Annotated in this window: 21 protein-coding genes; 12 read left to right on the top strand and 9 right to left on the bottom strand. The window is 69.7% G+C overall.

The genetic code is table 11. The features are described 5' to 3' along the window. Positions 1 to 14: 14 nt before the first annotated feature. The 3 genes from VD997_09065 to VD997_09055 all read left to right on the top strand — a co-directional run bounded on the left by VD997_09065 (position 15) and on the right by VD997_09055 (position 1,509). Entirely contained in the window at positions 15 to 242 is a 228-nt protein-coding gene (locus VD997_09065) for a hypothetical protein (protein HYE62134.1), read from the top strand. Between the two features lie 104 nt (positions 243 to 346). Next, positions 347 to 790 carry a hypothetical protein gene (locus tag VD997_09060; GenBank protein ID HYE62133.1) on the top strand — a complete coding sequence of 148 codons (444 nt, stop codon included), beginning with the start codon at positions 347 to 349 and terminating at the stop codon, positions 788 to 790. Positions 791 to 828: 38 nt separating this feature from the next. Further along, complete coding sequence (locus VD997_09055; GenBank protein ID HYE62132.1) at positions 829 to 1,509, top strand: hypothetical protein; 681 nt, start codon at positions 829 to 831, stop codon at positions 1,507 to 1,509. 49 nt (positions 1,510 to 1,558) lie between these two features. Here the strand turns inward: VD997_09055 and VD997_09050 are convergent, their stop codons facing one another. From VD997_09050 to VD997_09035, 4 genes are all read right to left on the bottom strand, one after another. Further along, on the bottom strand, positions 1,559 to 3,346 hold the full coding sequence (locus VD997_09050; GenBank protein ID HYE62131.1) for a tetratricopeptide repeat protein: 1,788 nt from the start codon (positions 3,344 to 3,346) through the stop codon (positions 1,559 to 1,561). 289 nt (positions 3,347 to 3,635) lie between these two features. Further along, entirely contained in the window at positions 3,636 to 4,088 is a 453-nt protein-coding gene (gene tnpA, locus VD997_09045) for an IS200/IS605 family transposase (GenBank protein ID HYE62130.1), read from the bottom strand. Between the two features lie 466 nt (positions 4,089 to 4,554). Beyond that, positions 4,555 to 6,252: a urocanate hydratase gene (gene hutU / locus VD997_09040; GenBank protein HYE62129.1), complete on the bottom strand. Its 1,698-nt coding sequence runs from the start codon at positions 6,250 to 6,252 to the stop codon at positions 4,555 to 4,557. Between the two features lie 11 nt (positions 6,253 to 6,263). Continuing rightward, entirely contained in the window at positions 6,264 to 6,584 is a 321-nt protein-coding gene (locus VD997_09035; GenBank protein HYE62128.1) for a hypothetical protein, read from the bottom strand. A gap of 173 nt (positions 6,585 to 6,757) precedes the next feature. On the opposite strand from VD997_09035, the gene VD997_09030 reads away from it, so the two are divergent. After that, a complete protein-coding gene (locus VD997_09030; GenBank protein HYE62127.1) occupies positions 6,758 to 7,057 on the top strand; it encodes a hypothetical protein in 300 nt (99 codons plus the stop codon). Positions 7,058 to 7,112: 55 nt separating this feature from the next. Here the strand turns inward: VD997_09030 and VD997_09025 are convergent, their stop codons facing one another. After that, complete coding sequence (locus VD997_09025) at positions 7,113 to 7,454, bottom strand: hypothetical protein (protein ID HYE62126.1); 342 nt, start codon at positions 7,452 to 7,454, stop codon at positions 7,113 to 7,115. A gap of 590 nt (positions 7,455 to 8,044) precedes the next feature. Here VD997_09025 and VD997_09020 point away from each other — a divergent pair. Together VD997_09020 and VD997_09015 are read left to right on the top strand one after the other, a co-directional pair. Then, positions 8,045 to 8,716 (top strand): fibronectin type III domain-containing protein, encoded by a 672-nt coding sequence (locus VD997_09020; protein HYE62125.1) that lies wholly within the window; start codon positions 8,045 to 8,047, stop codon positions 8,714 to 8,716. 75 nt (positions 8,717 to 8,791) lie between these two features. Further along, entirely contained in the window at positions 8,792 to 9,097 is a 306-nt protein-coding gene (locus tag VD997_09015; GenBank protein ID HYE62124.1) for a hypothetical protein, read from the top strand. Positions 9,098 to 9,503: 406 nt separating this feature from the next. Here VD997_09015 and VD997_09010 read toward each other — a convergent pair whose 3' ends face one another. Beyond that, the gene (locus VD997_09010) at positions 9,504 to 9,845 is read right to left on the bottom strand and encodes a hypothetical protein (protein ID HYE62123.1); all 342 of its coding nucleotides are present in this window, start codon (positions 9,843 to 9,845) and stop codon (positions 9,504 to 9,506) included. Between the two features lie 211 nt (positions 9,846 to 10,056). Between VD997_09010 and VD997_09005 the strand changes: the two genes are divergently transcribed. After that, positions 10,057 to 11,121, top strand: coding sequence for an acyl-CoA desaturase (locus VD997_09005; protein ID HYE62122.1), 1,065 nt, complete (start codon positions 10,057 to 10,059; stop codon positions 11,119 to 11,121). A 144-nt stretch (positions 11,122 to 11,265) separates the two neighbouring features. Then, on the top strand, positions 11,266 to 11,700 hold the full coding sequence (locus VD997_09000) for a hypothetical protein (protein ID HYE62121.1): 435 nt from the start codon (positions 11,266 to 11,268) through the stop codon (positions 11,698 to 11,700). Between the two features lie 112 nt (positions 11,701 to 11,812). Here VD997_09000 and VD997_08995 read toward each other — a convergent pair whose 3' ends face one another. From VD997_08995 to VD997_08985, 3 genes are all read right to left on the bottom strand, one after another. Continuing rightward, on the bottom strand, positions 11,813 to 13,306 hold the full coding sequence (locus tag VD997_08995) for a HAMP domain-containing sensor histidine kinase (GenBank protein HYE62120.1): 1,494 nt from the start codon (positions 13,304 to 13,306) through the stop codon (positions 11,813 to 11,815). Positions 13,307 to 13,425: 119 nt separating this feature from the next. After that, entirely contained in the window at positions 13,426 to 13,755 is a 330-nt protein-coding gene (locus VD997_08990) for an RNA-binding protein (protein HYE62119.1), read from the bottom strand. A 161-nt stretch (positions 13,756 to 13,916) separates the two neighbouring features. After that, the gene (locus tag VD997_08985; GenBank protein ID HYE62118.1) at positions 13,917 to 15,209 is read right to left on the bottom strand and encodes an ATP-binding protein; all 1,293 of its coding nucleotides are present in this window, start codon (positions 15,207 to 15,209) and stop codon (positions 13,917 to 13,919) included. A 333-nt stretch (positions 15,210 to 15,542) separates the two neighbouring features. Here VD997_08985 and rsmH point away from each other — a divergent pair, with 333 nt between their 5' ends. The 4 genes from rsmH to VD997_08965 all read left to right on the top strand — a co-directional run bounded on the left by rsmH (position 15,543) and on the right by VD997_08965 (position 20,645). After that, positions 15,543 to 16,523, top strand: a complete 981-nt coding sequence (gene rsmH / locus VD997_08980) for a 16S rRNA (cytosine(1402)-N(4))-methyltransferase RsmH (GenBank protein HYE62117.1) — start codon at positions 15,543 to 15,545, stop codon at positions 16,521 to 16,523. A 238-nt stretch (positions 16,524 to 16,761) separates the two neighbouring features. Beyond that, a complete protein-coding gene (locus VD997_08975; GenBank protein ID HYE62116.1) occupies positions 16,762 to 18,009 on the top strand; it encodes a LysM peptidoglycan-binding domain-containing protein in 1,248 nt (415 codons plus the stop codon). Positions 18,010 to 18,071: 62 nt separating this feature from the next. Continuing rightward, complete coding sequence (locus tag VD997_08970) at positions 18,072 to 18,491, top strand: hypothetical protein (GenBank protein ID HYE62115.1); 420 nt, start codon at positions 18,072 to 18,074, stop codon at positions 18,489 to 18,491. Then, the gene (locus VD997_08965; protein ID HYE62114.1) at positions 18,492 to 20,645 is read left to right on the top strand and encodes a penicillin-binding protein 2; all 2,154 of its coding nucleotides are present in this window, start codon (positions 18,492 to 18,494) and stop codon (positions 20,643 to 20,645) included. The last annotated feature ends 18 nt before the right edge of the window (positions 20,646 to 20,663 follow it).

Genomic DNA, 20,663 nt, shown 5'->3' with positions numbered 1-20,663 from the left:
CGCAGGGGCCGGCGATGAGCGACACCAAGAAGTGCATCCGATGCGGCGGCACGCGGCTGGAGCCCGGGGCTCTCGGCTCCTTCAGCCTCACCTTTCGCCCGAAGAACACGCCGTTCCTCACCATGGCGTCCAATGACGTCGCCGTTGACGCCAACATGTGCTTGGACTGCGGGACGGTGGAGTTCGTTGGTGACGTTGTGAAGGCCCGCAAGCTGATGGGCGAGCGGGCAAAGCCTCACTAGCTGGCGCCAGCTGCACATCGCTGACGGGACTCCGTTATACTCGCCCCCGCGTGTGCCGGGCGGGGGGACCGCTGCGGGCGCGCTGCTTCACAGGAGCCCGCGCCGTGTCGAAGAACAACCCCGCGAACCGCAAGGTCGCCGACCACCTCAAGCAGGGCGTGAAGCAGATCGGCAAAACCTACAACGCGCTGTACAAGAGCCAGGGCGGCATCGGCGGGCCCAAGGACAACATCAAAGCCATCGTGACCGGGCGCACGAGCAAGGACATGCCCAAGATCCCCGCCGGCACGCGGGCCGCCGCGGCCGCCATGGGCGCCGCCAGCGTCACGCCGCTGGGCCCGGTCGCCGCGTTCGCCTCGGGTGTCAAGAAGTCGGTCGTCGCCAAGGCTGACGCGAAGGCCGCGGCTAAGGCACCGAAAGTCGCCACGCCCCAGAAAGAGATCAAGCTGGCTATCAAGAAGCCCGCGCCCACCGGGGCGAAGCCGCCCGCGCGCCCGTCGACGCCTGCGCCGACGACGAAGCCCGGAAGTCAGAAGCCCAAGGCCTAACCAAAGGTAATAACACACCCATCCACTGGAACTCTGCTATGCCGCCGCCCCCCAACAAGCCCGTGAACAAGAACGCGAACCGCCCGCTGCCCACGCCGCCGGGCGCCGCCCCGGCCGCCAAGGACAAGTCCGCGGCGAGTGGCGCGAATAAACCCGCGCCGCCCGGCAAAGCCGGACCCGGCGCCGCAGGTGGGCGCGGCCCGGGCCCCGCTGGCCCCAACGCTGGCGGTCCGGGCGCACCCACCGGGAAGGACAAGAAGCCCGCGGCCGTCAACGGCTCCGCGGGAGCGTCGAAGAGCACGAGTCGCAACGCCGGCGTTGCGGGCCCCGCGAAGTCCGGCGCCTCTGCTTCCGCGGGCTCGGCATCGGCGAGCGGCGCCAGCGGTCCTGCGGCCTTGGGCAAGGCTCCGATCGCGCCCCCGAAGCCAACCGGCGGATCGATGAGCGCGAACCTGCCCAAGCCGACGGGCAACACGTCGCGCCCGCTGCCCAAGCCGCCGGTGACGAGTGGCTCGGCCTCGAAAACCTCGACTATCCCGAAGGCGCCCAAGCCGCCGAAGTCCAACGCTCCCACCGGCAAGCCCGAGCCCTCCACCTATGACGCCAGCCGCGAGAAGGATCCGGCGTTCAAGCAGTGGCAGGAGAATGTCAAGCACGCGGAGAAGGCCGTGAAGAAGTACGGAATCAAGCCCGAGGACTTGAAGACCGGGCGGAAGTGACGCTGAGCTTCGGAGAGGACGGGCAGCCGCCGCACTGCGCTCGCGTGCACTAGGGCTTGCGTGCGCACCACGACTGTTCGAGCGCGTCCTCGAATGCCCGAGCGAACGAGCCCGCATCGCACAGCGCCGATTGCACCCGCGCCCGCAGCGTGCGCCGCAGCTCCGCCCGGCGCTGGTGGTCGCTTGCGAGCAGAGCGGCGGTGTTGACGAACGCGTCCTCAGAGCTCGCCGCCAGCTCCGGCAGCCCCACCCGCGAGAGGATGGTGAGCCCCATGCGCGAGGCCGTGCGGTCGCCCGTGAGCGACACCACGGGCACGCCCATCCACAGCGACTCGCAGAGCGTGGTGGTGCCGTTGTAGGGGAACGTGTCGAGGGAGATGTCGACGGCGTGGTACGCGGGCATGACAGAGCCCTCGGCGGGCGCGGGCGGCTCCACCTTGATGCGGGAGCGGTCCTTCACACCCGCGGCCATCACGCGCTTGACCAGGTCCTCGCGGAGCCCGGCCTCCGCGAGCGACACGTGCCTGAACAGCAGCTCGCTCCCGGGGACAACCTCCAGGGTGCGGGCGTACAGCGAGAGCAGCGGGGCGTTGAGTTTCGGCACGGCCCCGAAGCACCCCAGCACCAGCGGCGCGCCCGCGGGCCGCTCATTCACGGGGGGCGCATCGGGGTAAGGGCGGTACGCGAGCATGCAGGGCTCAAGCCGCAGGGGCTGCTCGGGCACCGCCAGCGGTGCACCGTCCGCCGCGTCCGTCAACGCGTCCACCACGCGGAAGTCCATCGCGCTCAGGCCCGTAGGCGCGGGGTATCCCAGCCACGCGACCTGCACGGGAGCGGGCCGCCGGGCGAACACCGCCAGACGGTTGTTCCACGTGCAGCCCGCGAGGTCGATGAGGATGTGCACGCGATCGGAGGCGATGGTGGCCGCGAGCTCGTCCGCGTTCTGCGTGTGCACGCGCCGGAAGTGCGTCGCCTGCCGCTCGTACTGGCGGGTGAAGTCGTCCTCGGCGGCGTGCGTCGAGTAGCACACGATCTCGAAGCGTCCGCGGCCGACGTGCTCCAGCAGCGGCAGCAGGAAGCTGGTGACCGAGTGGCGGCGGAAGTCGCCGGACACCAGCCCGATCCGCAGCCGCCGCGGGCGCTCGCCGCCCGCCTCCGGTGGGGGGATGCGGTGCACCGGGGCCGCCCGCGCCCCCGGCTCTGCTTCCAAGGCCGCGGCGTAGCGGCGGTGCGCGGCCGCGATATCGGCGGTGCTCACGCCGGGGGCGTAGTTGAGCGTGAAAGCGTAGAGGTGCAGCAGGCGCGGGTTGGCGTTGCGGGCCTCGACATGCGGCCGGAGCAGCGCCAACGCCTCATCGGCCTGCCCTGACTCCTTGAGCGCGTGGGCGAGAGCTCCGACCGCCTCCAGGTCCGCGGGGGCGCCCTTTGGACGCGACGCGATGAACGCCCGCAGGTGGGCCGCGCCGGCGAAGGGCTCGCCGCCCGAGGCCAGCAGCATCCCCAGCATGCGGCGGGCTTCGGGGTTGCCCGCGGCCGCGGGCTTCTCGATCACCTTCCGCGCCGCCGCCCGGTCACCCGCGTGGAAGTGGGCCTTGGCGAGGGTGAGCGCGAGCACCTGGTTCTCGGGGCGGCCGCGGAGGGCGAGGGCGTAGCGCTGGGCGGCGTCGGCCCAGCGGCCCTCGGTCGCAGCGAGGTACCCGGCGAGCTCGTTGATGTGCGTGTCCGCGGGTGCCGCGGTGAGGGCGTCGGCGAGCACCTGCGCGGCCTCGGCCCGCCGGTTGGCGTGCAGCAGCTGCGTGGCAAACTCCGCCAGCTGACGCGTGTTGGTGGGCTGCAAGGGGGCGGATCCTGGACGAACGGACAGCCGGGACCGTGAGGGCGCGCGAGCCACGGCCATTACGCGGGCGGTCGCGGGCGGATGCCTGATTTCCGCGGGATTTCTCGCGGCCTGCGGCAAGGGGCGGTGGGGGCGGGGGATGCGCGAAGGTGAGGCTCGCTAGCGGACGTGCGGGGCCGTGGCTCGCGTCCCGAATGGGAGCAGTGCTGTAGCCACGGGTGGAGCGGCGCTTCGCCGCGGAACTCGTGGCAAGCAGGCAGACCGTCGCCGCCCCGAAGGGGGCGGAGCATCAGTCAAAGACGTACCGCTCCTCGAAATCGATCTCGTGCAACCGCAGCATGCGCAGAAGTTCGGACTTGAAGTCTTCCTTCGCGTGGTGCTCGGCCTGGTTCGCGATGTACAGCTTGACCGCGGGCTCCTGCGACTTGCTGACGGAGAACACGCTGTAGCCCTCCTGCCATGCGAAGTCGCGGAGCGCGGTGTAGTTCTGGTGTACCCAGAGGGAGGAGTGTGCCTTCACATTGCGCATCAGATCGGAAATGCACATGTCGGTGCGCCAGCGGAAGTACATGTGGACGTGGTCTTCGACCCCGCCGATGGCGTGGAGCACGCCCTTCTCGCCTCGGATGATGCCGCCGATGTAGTCGTAGACAGGTTGCCGGATGTCAGCAGTAAGCCAGGGGAGACGGCGCTTCGTGGAGAAGACGACGTGCAGCAGAATCTGCGAGTACGTGCCGGGCATGCCATGGCTCCTTGCTCCGCCCCCTCCGGGGCGGGAAAGGGAGAGAGGAAGAGAGAATAACGGCGTCCTTGTCCACGGGTTCCGGTCGCCGGAGGCGACCTCCACCCGTGGCTACAGCACTCGGCCCCGTTCGGGGCCAAAGGCCAGGGGGAAGTAGTCACAATGAAAATTGATCGTGCCCATGCTGTCTTGAGCCCCGAACGGGGCTCAGTGCTGTAGCCACGGGTGGAGCGAGCCCGACCGCGGGCGAGCGGAACCCGTGGAAGCTCGCGCACATCCTTACCGCCCCGGAGGGGCGGAGCTCTGGATCCCTCGAGCAGCGATCGGGGCTCAGTGCATCGAGCCCCGAACGGGGCTCAGTGCTGTAGCCGCGGGTGGAGCGAGCCCGTCCGCGGGCGAGCGGAACCCGTGGAAGCTCGCGCACATCCTCTCCGCCCCGACGGGGCGGAGCTTGCCGGTACACCCGTCACATCATCGGCACATCGGCCCCGCGCTCGCGGGCACACGCGATCGCCTCGTCGTACCCCGCGTCGGCGTGCCGGAAGACGCCCATCGCCGGGTCGTTGGTGAGCACGCGGGACAGCCTCTTCGCCGCCTCGGGCGTGCCGTCGGCGACGATGACCTGCCCCGCGTGCTGGGAGTAGCCGATGCCCACGCCCCCGCCGTGGTGGAAGCTGACCCACGAGGCGCCGCTGGCGACGTTGACCATCGCGTTGAGCAGGGCCCAGTCGCTCACGGCGTCGGTGCCGTCCTTCATCGCCTCCGTCTCTCGGTTGGGTGACGCGACGCTGCCGCAATCCAGATGGTCGCGCCCGATGACGATCGGCGCGGACACCTTACCCTCCGCCACGAGCCGGTTGAACAGCAGCCCCGCCTGGTCGCGTTCCTTGTACCCCAGCCAGCAGATGCGGGCGGGCAGGCCCTGGAAGGCCACGCGCTCGCCCGCCATCGTGAGCCAGCGGTGCAGCCCCTTGTCCTCCGGGAACAGCTTCAGCAGCTCGCGGTCGGTGGTCGCGATGTCCGCCGGGTCCCCGCTCAACGCCACCCACCGGAAGGGCCCCCGCCCCACGCAGAACTGCGGCCGGATGAACGCGGGCACGAAGCCGGGGAACTTGAAGGCGTCCTTGTACCCCTGCTCCAGGGCCCGCTGCCTGATGTTGTTGCCGTAGTCGAACGTCACGGCCCCGCGCTCGTGCAGCGTCACCATCGCGCGCACGTGCCGCTCCATGGCCGCGAGGGACTTCTTGGTGTACCCCGCCGGGTCCGCCGCCCGCGCGGCGTTGGCCTGCTCGAGCGTCATACCGATGGGCACGTAGCCGTTCAGAGGATCATGGGCCGAGGTCTGGTCGGTCAGGGCGTCGGGCGTGATGTTCTTCGCGATCAGGTAATCCAAAAGCTCCACCGCGTTGCAGCACACGCCCACGCTCACGGCCTTCTTCTGCTCCTTGTACTTCAGCGACTGCGACACACCCGCCTCAATCGTCGGCGCGATCTCATCGAGGTACCGGTCCTTCTTCCGTCGTTCTAAGTTCTTCGCATCCACATCCGCGATCAGGCACACCCCGCCCGCCATCACGGCCGCGAGCGGTTGAGCGCCGCCCATCCCGCCGCACCCCGCCGTCACGCACAGCCGCCCGCTGAGATCGCCGCCGAACTTCTGCCGCCCGCACTCCGCGAACGTCTCGTACGTCCCCTGCAGAATCCCCTGCGTGCCAATATAAATCCACGACCCCGCCGTCATCTGCCCGTACATCATCAGCCCGCGGGCGGCCAGTTCGTCAAAGTGCTTCTGCGTCGCCCAGTGCGGCACCAGGTTGCTGTTCGCAATCAGCACCCGCGGCGCATCCTCGTGCGTCCGCACCACGCCCACCGGCTTGCCCGACTGCACCAGCAGCGTCTCGTCCGGCTTGAGCCGCTTGAGCGTCGCCACGATCGCATCAAAGCACGCCCAGTCCCGCGCCGCCCTCCCCTTGCCGCCGTACACGACTAACTCCGCCGGGTTCTCCGCCACCTCGGGGTCCAGGTTGTTCATCAGCATCCGCATCGCCGCCTCCGCCGCCCACGACGAGCACACGCGGGTGTTGCCGCGCGGGGCGCGGATGGTGCGGGGAGTGGTGGGGCGGTGGGAAGGTGCGGAGGTGGGGAGGTGAGGGGCGGTGGTCATTGTGGGGGAGTTTAGGGGCGGCGAAAGAGTTCGAGTTTCCGCCGGTCTTCCGCAGTCATCGGCGAGGCCTTGAGCTCACCCGTTGCGGACTCGCGGAGAACGAAGCCGAATCGCTCGTAATACCAATGCCGCTCATCCACCCGCCACTTCGGAGGTGTAGGAGCACCGGGCTTGAGGAGACGGGCGATGCTTCCTGATTCCTCGAGCACCGCATCCGCCTCTCCGAACACCGGCGTGATGCGGTCGATCGGGCGTGATCGGCAGCCCGTTGCCAGCACGGCCATGAACGTCGGCACTAGCACGATGGTCACCTGTATGGCCCCGCGTCGCATCATCGCAGTGTAACGACCGGGTGGCACGGTCCGTCTTTTGGTCGTGCTGCCCCCGCCGCGGACGCGGCGCACGGCCCTAGCCGGGGGTGGCGTCCTCAACACCCCCGGACGCGTGCACCCGCAACGCCACCGCCCCAGCGGGGCGGGTGAAGCGCCCCAGGTACACTCAACCCATGGAGCAACCCGTGCCGCCGCCCGGCGAGAGCCCGATCGACCCTCAGCGCACGGACATCGACCCGGTCGCATTCGCGCTCTCGCGCACGCTGTGCCACCTCGTCTGGATCGACGAGCACGCCAGCGACTTCGCCCGCACTCGCACCAGCGACCCGGCGCACGCCGAGCAGGAGCTCCGCTACCTCCTGGACTCAATCCCCCACGCTCTCAAGCACGCGCGGCGGCTGCGAGACCTTCTTCTGGCGGGGCAGACCATCGACCCTGCCAAGACACTCCCGAGCGGTCTCGCAGAACAATGAGAATGCCCTGGCTCCGGTTGGGCACTCGGGGAGAGGTGCGGCAAAGTGGGTCCAACTACTTGTTCGGCGGCTTCCGATTGCCGCGTCGGGTGGGTCCTTTCTCCCGGGGCAGGTACCAGGCCCAATACGCGCAGCAAAAGAGCGTGGTCGTGTTCCAATGGGACGTCCGAGGTGCCGGATGTGTGGCCGCGGCGAACGCGAACACGGCGGCTATGGCGATAGCAGGCAGCGTGAGGGTCATCAATCCGATGAACCGGAGGGCCCGACTCGGCACGAACACTAATGCGATCGCGAACAGGATGGGGATGACAGCGGCAACGTACAGCAAGGACGCGATGCCGAGCAGCACGTGCGTGCCGCTGTCAAGCTGCTGGATGGACTGGATCAACTGCTGCACACGGGCATCCTAACGAAGCCTTGGGCGGGTGGCACGGGCAGCGCAACTCCCGCGAAGTGCCACTGGCGGCTCGTCCGCCAGTGTGGCGGTGACGAGGGGCGCGGTCAATCTCCCGTGCGCACGGCGCCACCGCGGCACTGGCAGGCGAGCTGCCAGTGGCACTGTTCACGAACCGTGTGAGGCGTTCAGCGGCTCTCGTCGGTCGTTGAACGGTCGCGGTGCACCGTCCCACAAAGGCCGTGGGGCGTTGAACAGCCGCGGTGCGCCGCCCCACAACGCCGGTGGGTCGTTGCACAGCTCCAACCCGTCGTCCCACGGCCGTTGTGGGGCGTCCCACAGCCGCTGTAGGGCGTCCCACATCCGTTGTGGGACGGCTGTTTGCCGTTTTTGAAGGCCCTACGGCGGCTGTGGGGCGGTGGGGTCTCGGCGCTCGCCGCCCGCTGTAAGCGGCGGAGATGCCGGGGTTTAGCGGTGAGCGGCGAAGGGAGGCTCAACCTCGACAGGATGGAATATGCCGCCTGTGACGAAAGTGCGGGCGGGATCGGGCCGACGAGAGGCGTGGGCACAACGCCCTCTCGGAGTTTGAAGCCATGGGCAAGAAGATGGTGGTTCCCAACGACCGGCGGCAGAAGGTGGCGTTCTACCGCGAGCACATCGCGGCGTGGGCGACGCACGCGGCGTCGATCGGCATCGGCCCGGGGCTGCTGGCGGACGTGCAGGACAAGCTCGCGGCGGCGGAGGCGGCGGACGAGACGATGACCCGACTGAGGGCGGAAAGCGTGGCCGCGACGGCGGAGTTTTATGGCGCGGTCGGGGCGCTGGCGAAGACCGGCTCGGCGGCGATGGCGACGATCCGCACCTACGCGGCGATGAGCGGGGACCGTGATGTGTACGCGCGGGCGATGATCCCCCCGCCGAGCGCCGGCGGCAGCATCGCGATCCCCGGCACACCCGAGGGGTTCAGCGCCGAGCTGCTGCAGGACGGCAGCGTCACGCTGCGGTGGGAGTGCAAGCACCCCGCGGGCTCGACCGGCGTGCTGTACTTCGTGCGGCGGCGCGTGATGGGCGGCAGTGAGGGCGGGTGGGAGTTCATCGGGACCACGGGCGCGAAGACGTTCGTGGATGGCACGGTGCCCGCGAATGTGCGCGGCGTGGAGTACGAGGTGCACGCGGAGCGGAGCACCAAGCGCGGCCACCCGGCGCGGTTCAGCGTGCGGTTTGGGGCGTCCACTTATGGGGAAGCGGCGCGACGCGCAGCGTAGACGGAGCACAGCGCCGCTCGAATGAGCATAGAGGGTCCGCGCGGAAGGGCGCACGGCGCGAGCAAGGAGCGCAGCATGACCTCCACGACAAACATGTTCCCCCTGCTCCAGCTCGGCGGCATGCCACTCTCTCTCGACCCCATCGCCCTTGTCCTCATGGGGGTCATCGGTGCGGTCGAGGCGGTGGTAGGGTTGCTGGGGTGGGCGCTGCTGGGGCACGCGGTGGTGGCGGCGGTGCTGCTGCCGTGGATCGCGACGCGTTCACTGATGACCGCAAAGGCGCGGGCGTGGTGGTGCCTGTTCGTGCTGCTGGCGCCGGTGTCGGGAGCGGTGGTGTGGTTGGCCCACAGGGAGCATGCACCGGCCCCGCCACCGAGATGAGGACATCGCGGTGGGGGGGTACGACTTCCGCTCGCGGACCGATGCCACGGGTGCGCGGACAAAGGCAAAGACCATTTGGGACGCTTCGCGAAGGTGTCGGGAGGAGGTCGCACGACCGCTCACCCCTCTTGCCCGACACCAGCAGGTCGGCCGTTGACCGCTCCGAGGTACGGCGACGCTCATCTATACCGGCGACGCCAACGCCCCGGGAATTTGGGCACTGGGGAGGGGTGCGCGGCTTTGCCGCACCTCTCCCCGAGTGCCCAACCGGAGCCAACGCCTTCTCGCCTTGGCCTTGATGCTCCTGCCGCCCCGCCGGGGCTTTCGCGTCTGTACGCGTCACGGGGGCCCACGCCCCGGGCTACCGGCTGCGCGCGGCTCCGCCGCTCAAGAGACTCACGCACGTTCACTGCGCAACTGTGAACTGCCGCCTGAACGCCTTCAGCATCGCCGCCCTGGCCGCGGCCGCGGTGCGGTAGCGTTTCTCAGGGTGGCAGGGGAAGCCGCCGCTTTCTTCCAGCACCGTGGGGTGCCACGTGCGCGGGTAGGGCTTCTTGCCCCTGGTCTTCTCGGCGCGGATGAAGTCGGGGACCTCGACCTGCATGACCTCATAGAGCCAGGTGCGCAGGCGGTAGCGGGAGGGCGCCTCGCGGATGATCTCGACGCGGTACTCGGGCCCTCCGGGGATGGCGATGTCGAAGGTCTTGATGACCTCGTGGACCTGCAGGGTGGGGGGCTTGGGGGGCATGAAGCGTGGTATAGCACGCGAGGGGGAAGGGGACATAGCGACGAAGACGTCGCCATGGCACGCGGGGTGCGGCTGCGTCCGAACCCAACCGCCTTCCTCTGTGCCCTCTGTGTGCTCTGTGGTTCAAACCCCAAGAAGCCGTGGGGGCGAAGGGTGGGGGGGCAATCAACCCCCCGGGCGTCGATCCCCCGATTCCGCTACTCTCTGGGCGTTGCCAGAGACACTGACGCCGGAACATCCTGAGCCTGTCGGATCCGTAGCCGTGGTAGAGAGCCCTGTAGACGGGGGTTCGGGCGTCCGTGACGGGCATGATCACACCCAAGCGGACGGGGATTCGCACCCGCACCCCCACACTCACTCGCACGCCCACGAGCACCTCAGCCCCGCCGACCGCACCGTGCGGCGGGTGAACATGGCGGCGGTGGTGGTGCCCCTGCTGGGCTTGTGGCTCGCCATCTACCTCGCGTGGGGCACGGCCTTCGACTGGACGCAGGCGGCGATCTCCCTGTCGATGTCGATGCTGACGGCGCTGGGGATCACCGTCGGCTACCACCGGCTGTTCACGCACAAGAGCTTTACCGCCGTGGCCCCGGTGCGGTACATCCTCGCGGCCCTGGGCTCGATGGCGGTGCAGGGGCCGGTGATCGAGTGGGCGGGGGCCCACCGCAAACACCACCAGCACGCCGACGGCGAGCACGACCCGCACTCGCCCCACCACCACGCCGGCGGTGAGTTCGCGGCCACGCTGATGGGCACGCTCAAGGGTTTTTACCACGCGCACATGGGCTGGATGCTCGCGGGCCACCAGCGGGGGCTGGCGCGGTACACCAAGGACCTGCGCGAGGACCGGGTGGTGGCCGCGGCCAACCGCCACTTCAAGTTCTGGGTCATCATGGGGCTGGTGATCCCGGCGGTGCTTGGGGGCGTGCTGACGATGACCTTCAAGGGGGCGCTGCTGGGGCTGCTGTGGGGCGGCCTGGTGCGGATCCTCGTCAACCACCACATCACGTGGAGCGTGAACTCCATCTGCCACCTGTGGGGCACGAGCCCCTTCGTCAGCCACGACGAATCACGCAACAACGCCATCGTCGGCGTGCTGGCGATGGGCGAGGGCTGGCACAACAACCACCACGCCTTCCCCACCTCGGCGCGGCACGGCCTGCGCTGGTGGGAGCTTGACGTGAGCTACTGGGTGATCCGCGGCTTGGTCGTGCTGCGGCTCGCCAGCCACGTGAAGGTGCCCAGCGCTGAGAAGATGGCAGCGCGGAAGAAGTGACGGAGTGACGGAGTGACGGAGTGACAGAGTGACAGAGTGACCAAGTGAAGGTGGGGCGCTGGGGCAGTGAGGGGGCGGGTTATTCGGGCCGCGGGGTTGGGCCGGTGGGGGTCCGGCGGGCGTACCACCTTGGAAGGGGGCCCCATGCACGCCATCATCTACTCGTCGTCCCAGGAATCGCCCTGCGGTGGTTCCGCCGCCTTCGGCACGCTGGAGGCCCGCGGCGGGGCGAAGCTTGATCGACTCACCGCTGGCGACATCGTGTGGGTGGTGCAGCGCATGCCGGGCGCCCGCCGCACGCCGGGGCTGTGCGGGCGGGTGGTGGTTGAGAGTATCGCGAGCGGCGGGGTCGGCGGGGAGGCGGGCGGGGTGAACAGCGGAGGCCTGGCGGAGAGTTCGGGCACGCGGGCGCGCCGCATCGTGGCCCGCGAGGGCGATTCCCGCCACTGCGAGCCCTTCGCCTGCCCGGTGGTGCACACGTGGGGGGTGTGGCGGCAGCACTACCGCGGCGTCATGCTGCTCACTGACGAGCAGGCGGGCACCATGGAGCAGGTCTGGAGCGAGCGGCCGGGGGCCTGACCGGATGATCAGTGAAGAACAAGAGCCGTCAACGGCGCGTGACGCGTCCGTGTCAGGCCGTGTCACGCTCTGTCACACTCTGTCACACACTGTCACGCTCTGTCACGCTCTGTCACGCCTGCGGCAGCGTGAGGCAGAACACCGAACCGCTCTGGCCGTCAGGCCGAGGCTCGACCCACACCCGCCCGCCGTGCCGCTCGACGATGCGGCGCACGATGGCGAGGCCCACGCCGGTGCCCGGGGCCACGGCGGCCGCGGCCCGCCCGCGCCGGAACATGCGGAAGACGCTGTCGCGCTCCTCCGCCGGGATGCCCAGGCCGTTGTCGCGGATGCGGAGCGTGACCTCCCCGTGCTGCTCGCTGTCCTCGACCTCGAGGGTCTTGAGCGGCGAGCGGTTGTACTTGATGCCGTTGCTCAGGAGGTTGGTCAGGACCTGGAGCAGCAGGGAGCGGTCGCCGCGCACCGCGGGCAGGCCGCTGGCGACCGTCACCTGCACGCGTTCGGATTCCACGAGCCAGCGCACAGCGTCCAACGCGTCGTGCACCAGCGTGCCCAGCTCCAGCCGCTCGACCTTGAGCTCGCCGTGCCCCGCGCGGGCGTACTCCAGCAGGCCCCCGATCATCCCGCTCATGCGCTCGCTCAGCCGCCCGACCGACTCCAGCCGCGCGAGGCTGGCAGGGTCGAGCACCGCCCCGGCGTCGTCGCGGACCATCTCCGCATAGGCGCGGACGCCGCGGAGCGGCTCCTTGAGGTCGTGGGCGACGATCTGCGCGAACTCGTCGAGGTCGCGGTTGCTGCGGCGAAGGTCCTCGGCCGCCTGCTCGGCCTCGCGCCGCGCGATGTTGCTCTCCTCCTGGAGCTTGGCCGCCACCACGCCCGCGCCCGCGAACACCGCCAGGGCCGTGAGCAGCCGCACGTCCTCGCGGTCGAAGGGCACCCGGGCCCCGCCGTTCTCCCCGCTGGGCCCGGTGCGGACCTGCCCTTCGTGCAGCGCCACCCACACGGCCCCGATGGGCCCGTGCACCTGCGAGGTGTCGCGCCCGCCGTGGCCGAACGCCGCCGACCCCGAGCCCGCGCTGCCGCCCTGAATCCCGCCGTGCGGCCCCGGCACGGGGACCACCAGCGCCTCCCGCATCAGCGGCCGGAGGTCCGCCAGGCGCGGGAAGGCGATGGCGGGGTCCTTGTACAGCAGCGGCCGCCCCGCTTGAATGCAGGCGCCGCCGATGCTCTCGTGCCACGCGACCTGCGGGGCGTCGTGCCCCTTCATGACGCCCGCCAGCGACGACCAGCGCACCGTGTGCCCCCCGCCGGGCAGGACCTCGCTGAGCGTGAGCCCTGCGCTGCCCGCGCCGGTCATGGCCAGGGCCTCCAGAGCGAGAGTGTCGAAGATGTGCTCGGGGCTCCCGCCGAAGCTCGCCCCCAGGCGGCGCATGGCCGCGAGCTCGCGGTCGTAGTCGCGCTCGCGGGACTGGCGACGCTCGAGCTCCGGCGTGATGTCGCACGCGGCCAGGCCGGCGGCGGCGTTGTCCTCGCGTTTGAGGTTGGCCGCCGCGCGGCCGCGCTCGCCGCCGTGCTGATGCTGATGGGCGCCCCCCGTCGTGCTCATGTGCATGGTATAGCACGAGGCAGAGGTGGGACACCGGCTGTCGGCGTGCGCAATGAAAAGGGCCGGGCATCAATGCCCGGCCCTCCGTCCTTCACTTGGCCGATTGGCCGCTGCTGGGATTACCAGCCGCCGCGCCCGCCGCTGCTGCGACCACCGCCGCCGCCACGGCTGCCGCCGAAGCCGCCGCGACCGCCGCCGCCGCCCGCCTCGCGAGGCTTGGCCTCGTTCACGGTGAGGTCGCGACCGTCAACGTTCTTGCCGTTGAGGGCGGCCATGGCGCCCTGGGCCTGGGAGGCGTCGTTCATCTCGACGAACCCGAAGCCGCGGGGGCGGCCGGTGTCGCGATCCATGACCAGCGACGCGGAGGCGACGGGGCCGAAGGCCTCGAACATCTCGCGGAGCTGACCCTCGGACGTGTTGAACGACAGATTACCGACGTAGAGCTTCATACCGATACTTCCAAAGAGCCCAGAGTGAGAACCGCTGCTTGAACCTGGGCGGAGGAAGCGTCGGGGAGCCAGTGCGATCCGGACACGAAGGCCGGGGCGATCCCGGCGGCGGAGGAACTGAGGCCGGGCGAGTATAGGCCCCTCCGTCCCCCCGGGAGGCCCTACCGCCGGGGCAGGGTGATGACGAACACGGACCCCTGCCCCTCCGGGTTGTCTTCAATGACCACCTCGCCGCGGTGACCCTCCACGATCTTCTTGACGATGGCCAGCCCCACGCCGCTGCCAGGGCCGAAGTCCTCCTCGCGGTGCAGGCGCTTGAAGATGCGGAACGCGGTCGACCGCTGATTGGGCGGGATGCCGACGCCGTTGTCGGAGAGGCAGATGGAGATGAAGGCGGGAGTGGCAGAGTGGCCAAGTGGCAAAGTGGCAGAGTGAGAGGCGGGAAAGGCGGGAGCGCCGGGGGCATTCTCTTTCACTTTGCCACTTTGCCACTCTGCCACTTTGCCACCTTCCCCGCCCGCTTCGCGGGCGTACACCCGCACCCGCTTCACCTCGCTCCTGTTGTAGCGGGCCGCGTTTGCGAGGAGGTTCTGGAAGACCTGCGAGAGGGCGACGGGGTCCACGCTCAGCGAGGGGAGGTTGGGCTCGATGGTGAGCTCGACCTTCTTCTCCTTGTACTCGGGCAGCGTGCTCGCGGCCTCGTAGACCAGGGCGGCGAGCTCGACGGGCGAGTCGCTGAGCTTGACGTCGCCGCTGCGGGCGAAGCGCATCATCTCGTCCACGAGGCGCCCGCCGCGGACGGCGGCCTTCTGGATGCCCTCGAGCTTCTTGATGGCGTCCCCGGGCAGCGCGGCGCGGTGGTCGTCGAGGATGAAGCTGGCCTGGAAGTTGATCGTGCGGAAGGGCTCCTTGAGGTCGTGGGCGGCGATGTGGGCGAAGTCGGTGAGGTCGCGGTTGGCCCGGGTGAGGTCGGTGCGGTGGGCGTCGGCGTCGGCGAGCAGCTGCTCCAGCTTGGCCGCGTTGGCGCGGATGGTGTCCTCGGCGCGGCGGCGGTCGGTGATGTCGATGCCGATGCCGTAGAGCATCGTCGGCCGGTTGTTCACGTACACCGCGCGGCCGCGCCCGTCCATCCACCGCCACACGCTGGGGTGGTCGCTCGCGTGGCGGAAGCGGAACTCGATCACGTAGTCGCGCTGCTGCATGATGGCCGCGGCCACCTCGTCGCCCACGGCCTTGCGGTCGTCGGGGTGCACAAGGTCGAAGAACGCCTGCTCGGAGCCGGGGAAGCCCCCCGGCGGCAGGCCGAACAGTTGCTCAAGCTCGGGGGACCAGACGACCGTGTTGGTGGCGAGGTCACGCGTCCACCAGCCCATCCGCCCGCCCTTCATCGCCAGGGAGAGAGTCTCGTGCAGGTCGCGGAGGGTTTCGAGGGTGGGGGCGTGGGGGGGCGTCATGAGTCGGGGAGTTTAGGGGTGCGGTCAAGGGGAAGGCTCTACCGCGGAGTTGCGAGGAGTGAGCGGAGTTCTGCGGAGAAAGGCAGGGCAGTGTGAACGCGAAGATCGCGAAGGGGGAGCGAAGGCGCGAAGAGGGGATGGGAAGACGGAAGACGAGTACTTCGGACACTCTCATGGGCTTTCCTCCTTCATCTTCCTGGTCCGATCCCGTCTTCTCCACCTTCGCGCCTTTGCTCCCCCTTCGCGCTCTTCGCGTTAACAATGCGTTCTCCGCGCATCTCCGCTCACTCCGCGCAACTCCGCGGTGGATGCCTTGACCGGATAGGCTTGGGCGTGCCCGACCGCGGCCACATCCCCGTGATGCTTGACGAGTGCCTGGGCGTGCTCGCGCCCGGCGTTCGGGGACCGGGCGAGGTCTATGTAGACTGCACGGCGGGCCTGGGCGGTCACGCCGCGGCGGTGGGGGCGCGCCTTGCATCGGCGGGCGGGGGCACCGTCATCATTAACGACGCCGACCCCCTGAACCTCACACGCGCGGAGGCGCACGTGCGGGAGCAGGCGGGTGGGGGCGTCAGCGTGCACGTGCTGACCGGCAACTTCGCCGAGGTTCCCAACAAGCTGCCGTTGCTGGCGGCGGGTGTTGGGGGCGGTGGGGGAAGCGGGGGCCTTAAGGCCGACATGGTCCTCGCCGACCTCGGCTTCGCCTCCACCCAGGTCGACGACCCCGCCCGCGGCTTCAGCTTCTCGCAGGACGGGCCGCTGGACATGCGGCTGGACCCGACGTTACCCGTGTCCGCGGCGGACCTTGTGAACGGGCTGCCCGAGGGCGAGCTGGCGTCCATCATCCAGCGGTTCGGCGAGGACAGAAACGCCCGCCGGATCGCGGCAAAACTTGTGCGGGCGCGGGCAGAGTCTCCGATAAGTACGACGGGCCGATTGGCCGAACTGGTGCGGAGCGCAAGCCCCGGCCAGTGGGGCGGGATCGACCCCGCCACCCGCACCTTCCAGGCGCTGCGGATGGCGGTCAACGACGAGATCGGCAGCCTGGAGGCCCTCCTGGGCGCGGCGGTGCGGGACGCGGAGCGGCTCGCTTCAAAGCTGGAAGCAACGTGGCTGAAACCGGGCGCGCGGTTCGCGGTGCTGTCGTTCCACAGCCTCGAGGACCGCCCCGTCAAGAAGGCCGTCGAGCAGATCGTGAAGCTCGGGGGCGAGGACCTGACGGATGGCCCGCGGGTTGCGGGTGAGGAGGAGCTCTCGCGGAACCCGAGGGCAAGGTCGGCGAAGCTGCGGGCGGTGAAGATGCCCGGAGGGTGAGCGGAGATCAGAGAGCCGAGAACGGGACTGCCTTCCACCACTCTCCGCTCTCCATTCTCCGCTCTCCAGTCTGTGGATAGTTGCGCGTCGTTGAAACGCGCAGGAAATGCAGTACCATTGCGGCCGCTGCCGAGAGGCACGGAACGCGGTTTACGGCGGGTGGTTTGAGGGCAAGGACGCTCTCGAAAGCTCGCCGCAAAGAAAGGCCCGCCGCCGCGGGCAAGCAAGGACGCTGAGCGTGACGCGTGAACTCAAGTTGGCGTTGATTGTCGGCTTCGCACTGGTGCTGGTCGTGACGGTGCTCATCAGCGACCACCTGTCGCACGCGCGGCAGACGCGCCTCGCGAGCCTGCCCACCGAGCCCGCCAAGGTGACCGAGCCGCCGCCCATTGCGCTGGAGAACGGCGCCGACACCCTGCCCCGCGGCACCGTGACCGAGCCCACGCCCAACGCCCCCGCGCCGCTGATCGGTTCGATGCCCACCGCCGAGACCGAGCCGCTGGTTCTCGTGCAGGGCACGCCCACGACGCTGGCCAACGCGAACGGGCTCGCAGGCACGAATGGCCCCGCGAACGGCGCGGCCCCGGCCGGCGCCGGCACGATCGACCTGATCAACCCGCTGCCGCAATCAACGGCTCCTGCCCCTATCGGCGGGACGACTCATGCGCAACAGCCGGCGAACATCAGCAACCAGGTGCAGCCCATCGCCTCCAACACCGGGCGCACAAGCGGGCTTGAGGATGTGGTCCGCAACGTCGGCGCTCAGCTCCAGGGCGACACCATCTCCTTCACCCCCGGCGTGCAGACCACGCGCCAGGCCGTGAACCCAATCAACGGCGCCGGCACGCAGCCGCAGAACACGAACCTCACGGGCGTGCAGCCGCTGCCGCTCAACAGCGGCAACCCGCTCGCCAACCGCACCGCTGCCGCGAACAACACCCCCGCGCCCACCAGCGTGCTGCCCCCCGCACCGGTGAGCAACGACAAGGTCCACACCGTCGCCAGCGGCGAGCACCTCTTCAAGCTCTGCAAGCAGCACTACGGCGACGGCAAGCTCGCCAAGAAGCTGGCCAAGTACAACGGCATCGACCCCAGCACGCCCCTGAAGATCGGCCAGAAGATCAAGCTCCCCAGCAGCGAGGTGCTGACCGGCAAGCCCGCGCCGACGACGCCCGCACCGGTGCTGACCCAGACCAACTTCGATTCCATCCGCGGCGTCTCGCCCGTCCCCGGCGGCACCAACACCGCGCGCGTCCCGGTCATCGAACCCCGCCCGACCGCCGGTGGAGCGGCAACGGCGGGCAGCACTCCAGCTTCCAAGACCCGCCCCTACACCATCAAGAAGGGCGACTCCCTCGCGGCCATCGCTCAGAAGGAGCTCGGCACCATCAAGCGGGCCAAGGAGATCGTCGAGCTCAACAAGAAGCTGATCAAGAACCCCAACAACGTGCCGCTGGGCGTGACCATCCAGCTGCCCGCGGCGTAACGCCGATGAATGAACGCGAATAGTGGCCGCGGGAGTTTCCGCGGGGAAACGAGAGGCCGGCGGTGTTCCCAAAGCTTGTCGCGGTCGTCGTCGCCTTAGGAGCGTGCGGGTGCACGCTCCTTGCTCTGCGCCAGTCGCGCCTCCAGGTCGCCAGCGAGATCGCGCAGACGCAGATCCGCATCAACCAGGAGGACGAGCGCCTGTGGGTCCTCCGCGCCAGGATCGCCGAGCGCGTCACGCCCGAGCAGGTCGAGCGCCTGGCCGCGGATGTCGGCCCGCTGCGGCCGCTCGTGCCGCCGGTCATCGATGAGAAGACCCGCTTGGAGATGGAGAAGAAGCTCGCCGCCCGCAACACGCCGGGGACCGCGGAGTTCGTCGGCCCCATGCCCAAGCCCACGCGGGCGAACGCGAGCAAGCCCAGGCCACGCTCGCAGGCGAGCCACAACAACCGCAGCAGGGTCGCACGTGCCGGGGGGAACTAGATGAACCCGTTCATGTTCCGTGACAAGCTTGGCCGCAGCGGCGAAAGCCCCGCCGCGCAGACCGTGGCACGCGCCGGCCGCTCCTCCTTCGGCACGGTCGCGTGGTGCCTGGCGGGCGGCATCTCGTTGGCGCTGGTGGCGGTGCTGGGGCGCGTGGCGCAGCTGCAGGTGGCCCCCTCGGACTCGCTGCGCGAGCACTTTGAGCCGCGCGTGACGCGCCGCACCGAGCTGCCCCTCCGCGGCGAGATCGTGGACCGCCGCAACCGGCCACTCTCGGTCACCCGCTTCGGCTCGCGCGTGATTGTCGACCCCACGCTGCTGCCCCAGGACATCGATGGCGCGATCACGCGCCTCGCCGAGGCGATGGAGCTGCCCGCAGACGCCGTAGGCGCCCGCATCCTCCGCGCGGTAGTCGAGAACGAGCGGCGTGCCGCGGCCTTGAAGCCGCCGGAATCAGGCGAGCCCACCAAGGTCACCAGCCGCTTCCTCTCCAAGCTCAAGGAAAAGCTCGAGCCCATCGCGGGCCTGGACGATGAGCCGCAGCCGCCCGCGCCTTCCGAGCCCGAGGCACTGCCCGAGGGGGCCGCGCCCAAGAAGCCGATCCGCTATGTGGTCGTCAGCGGCACGCTCAACGACGAGAAGGCCCGCGCGGTGAAGGCCCTCGGGATCAAGGGCGTGTCCCTCGAGAAGCGTCAGGTCCGCGAGTACCCCGGCGGCATCGAGTGCGCGGCCATCGTTGGCAAGGTCGGCATCGATCACAAGGGCCTGCTCGGCGCGGAAAAACTCCTCGACCAGCAGCTCAACGGCAGCAAGGGCCACGTCGACTTCGTCCGCGACGCCACCGGCAAGCCCATCTGGATCGAGCCCGGGCAGATCGCGCCCGCCGAGCCCGGCGGCGATGTGCGGCTCTCCATTGACCTCGAGGTGCAGCGGATCGCGTACGAGGAGGTGCAGCGCGGCATCGCCGACGCCGACGCCGCGGGCGGCAGGTGCCTGGTCGTCGATTCGATCACCGGCGAGATCCTCGCGATGGTCGACATCCTCCGCACGCCGCCTGACGCGAAGGAGTTCCCCTGGGCCGACGACCCCAAGGTGGAGCCCCCGCCCGGCGGCTGGACGCGCCGCAACCCCGCGCCCAAGAAGCCGCCCGCGCCCGACTTCCCCGGCAAGAGCCGCTGGATCGTCAACACGCCCGACCCCGCCCGCGAGATCCACCCCGCCCTCGCCCGCAACCGCAACGTCGAGGACATGTACGAGCCCGGCTCCACCTTCAAGCCCTTCGTGTGGGCCACGATCACGGAGCTCGGTCTCGCCCGCCCCGATGAGGTCTTCACCACGGGCCGCGGCGGATGGGTCCCGCCCGACGGTCGCAAGCCCATCCGCGACGTCACCGCCCGCGACTCGATGACGTGGCAGGACGTCCTCGTCAACTCGTCGAACATCGGCATGATCAAGGGCGCCCAGCGCCTCACGCCGCAGCAGCTGCACGACGCCGTGCTCCGGTTCGGCTTCGGCAAGGCCACGGGCCTCGGCCTGCCCTACGAGTCCCGCGGCATCGTGACCTCGATGAAGCACTGGAAGAACAGCACGCAGGTCTCGGTGGCCTTCGGCAACGAGATCGCCGTGACGCCGCTGCAGATGGTCCGTGCCTTCTGCGCGTTCTCCCGCCCCGGCGAGCTCGCCGGCACCCTCCCGCGCCTGCGGCTCACGATGAACGAGACAGGGGAGGGCCCGGGCGTCACCTACCGCGTGCTGCCGCGCTCCGTCGCAGAGCTCACGCGCGAGACGATGAAGGGCGTCACCGGCTCGATGGAGACCAAGTACTGCCCGCCGCCCGAGGGGCAGCGCTGGCGTTACACGATCTTCGGCAAGTCCGGCACCAGCAAGATCGCCGTGGGCTCCCCGCCCGAGGGCAAGCGCAAGATGCGCGGCACGCCCGGCTACCTCGACCAGTACCGCGTCAGCTTCATCGCCGGCGGCCCGCTGGAGAACCCGCGCCTGGTGGTGCTGGTCGTCATCGACGACCCCGGCCCCGAGCGCATCCGCAAAAACAACTACTACGGCTCGATGGTCTCCGGCCCGGTGGTCCGCCGCGTCATGGAGCGCACGCTCACCTACCTGGGCACCGCCCCCAGCCCCCAGCCGCAGCAGTGATCGTTCTACTCCTTTGAC

This window comes from Phycisphaerales bacterium (genome assembly GCA_035627955.1).
Classification (GTDB): Bacteria; Planctomycetota; Phycisphaerae; order Phycisphaerales; family UBA1924; genus JAEYTB01.
The sequence above is the reverse complement of the archived record's forward strand: the minus strand, read 5'-3'. Positions and strand labels throughout refer to the sequence as shown.

Coding starts and splice junctions, on each gene's coding strand:
- VD997_09015 (HYE62124.1), top strand. CDS start 8,792: ATGACCTCCACGACAAACATGTTCCCCCTGCTCCAGCTCGGCGGCATG.
- VD997_09020 (HYE62125.1), top strand. CDS start 8,045: ATGGGCAAGAAGATGGTGGTTCCCAACGACCGGCGGCAGAAGGTGGCG.
- VD997_08995 (HYE62120.1), bottom strand. CDS start 13,306: ATGAGCACGACGGGGGGCGCCCATCAGCATCAGCACGGCGGCGAGCGC.
- tnpA (HYE62130.1), bottom strand. CDS start 4,088: ATGCCCGGCACGTACTCGCAGATTCTGCTGCACGTCGTCTTCTCCACG.
- VD997_08965 (HYE62114.1), top strand. CDS start 18,492: ATGAACCCGTTCATGTTCCGTGACAAGCTTGGCCGCAGCGGCGAAAGC.
- VD997_08990 (HYE62119.1), bottom strand. CDS start 13,755: ATGAAGCTCTACGTCGGTAATCTGTCGTTCAACACGTCCGAGGGTCAG.
- VD997_09055 (HYE62132.1), top strand. CDS start 829: ATGCCGCCGCCCCCCAACAAGCCCGTGAACAAGAACGCGAACCGCCCG.
- VD997_08985 (HYE62118.1), bottom strand. CDS start 15,209: ATGACGCCCCCCCACGCCCCCACCCTCGAAACCCTCCGCGACCTGCAC.
- VD997_09065 (HYE62134.1), top strand. CDS start 15: ATGAGCGACACCAAGAAGTGCATCCGATGCGGCGGCACGCGGCTGGAG.
- VD997_09035 (HYE62128.1), bottom strand. CDS start 6,584: ATGCGACGCGGGGCCATACAGGTGACCATCGTGCTAGTGCCGACGTTC.
- VD997_09000 (HYE62121.1), top strand. CDS start 11,266: ATGCACGCCATCATCTACTCGTCGTCCCAGGAATCGCCCTGCGGTGGT.
- VD997_09010 (HYE62123.1), bottom strand. CDS start 9,845: ATGCCCCCCAAGCCCCCCACCCTGCAGGTCCACGAGGTCATCAAGACC.
- VD997_09030 (HYE62127.1), top strand. CDS start 6,758: ATGGAGCAACCCGTGCCGCCGCCCGGCGAGAGCCCGATCGACCCTCAG.
- hutU (HYE62129.1), bottom strand. CDS start 6,252: ATGACCACCGCCCCTCACCTCCCCACCTCCGCACCTTCCCACCGCCCC.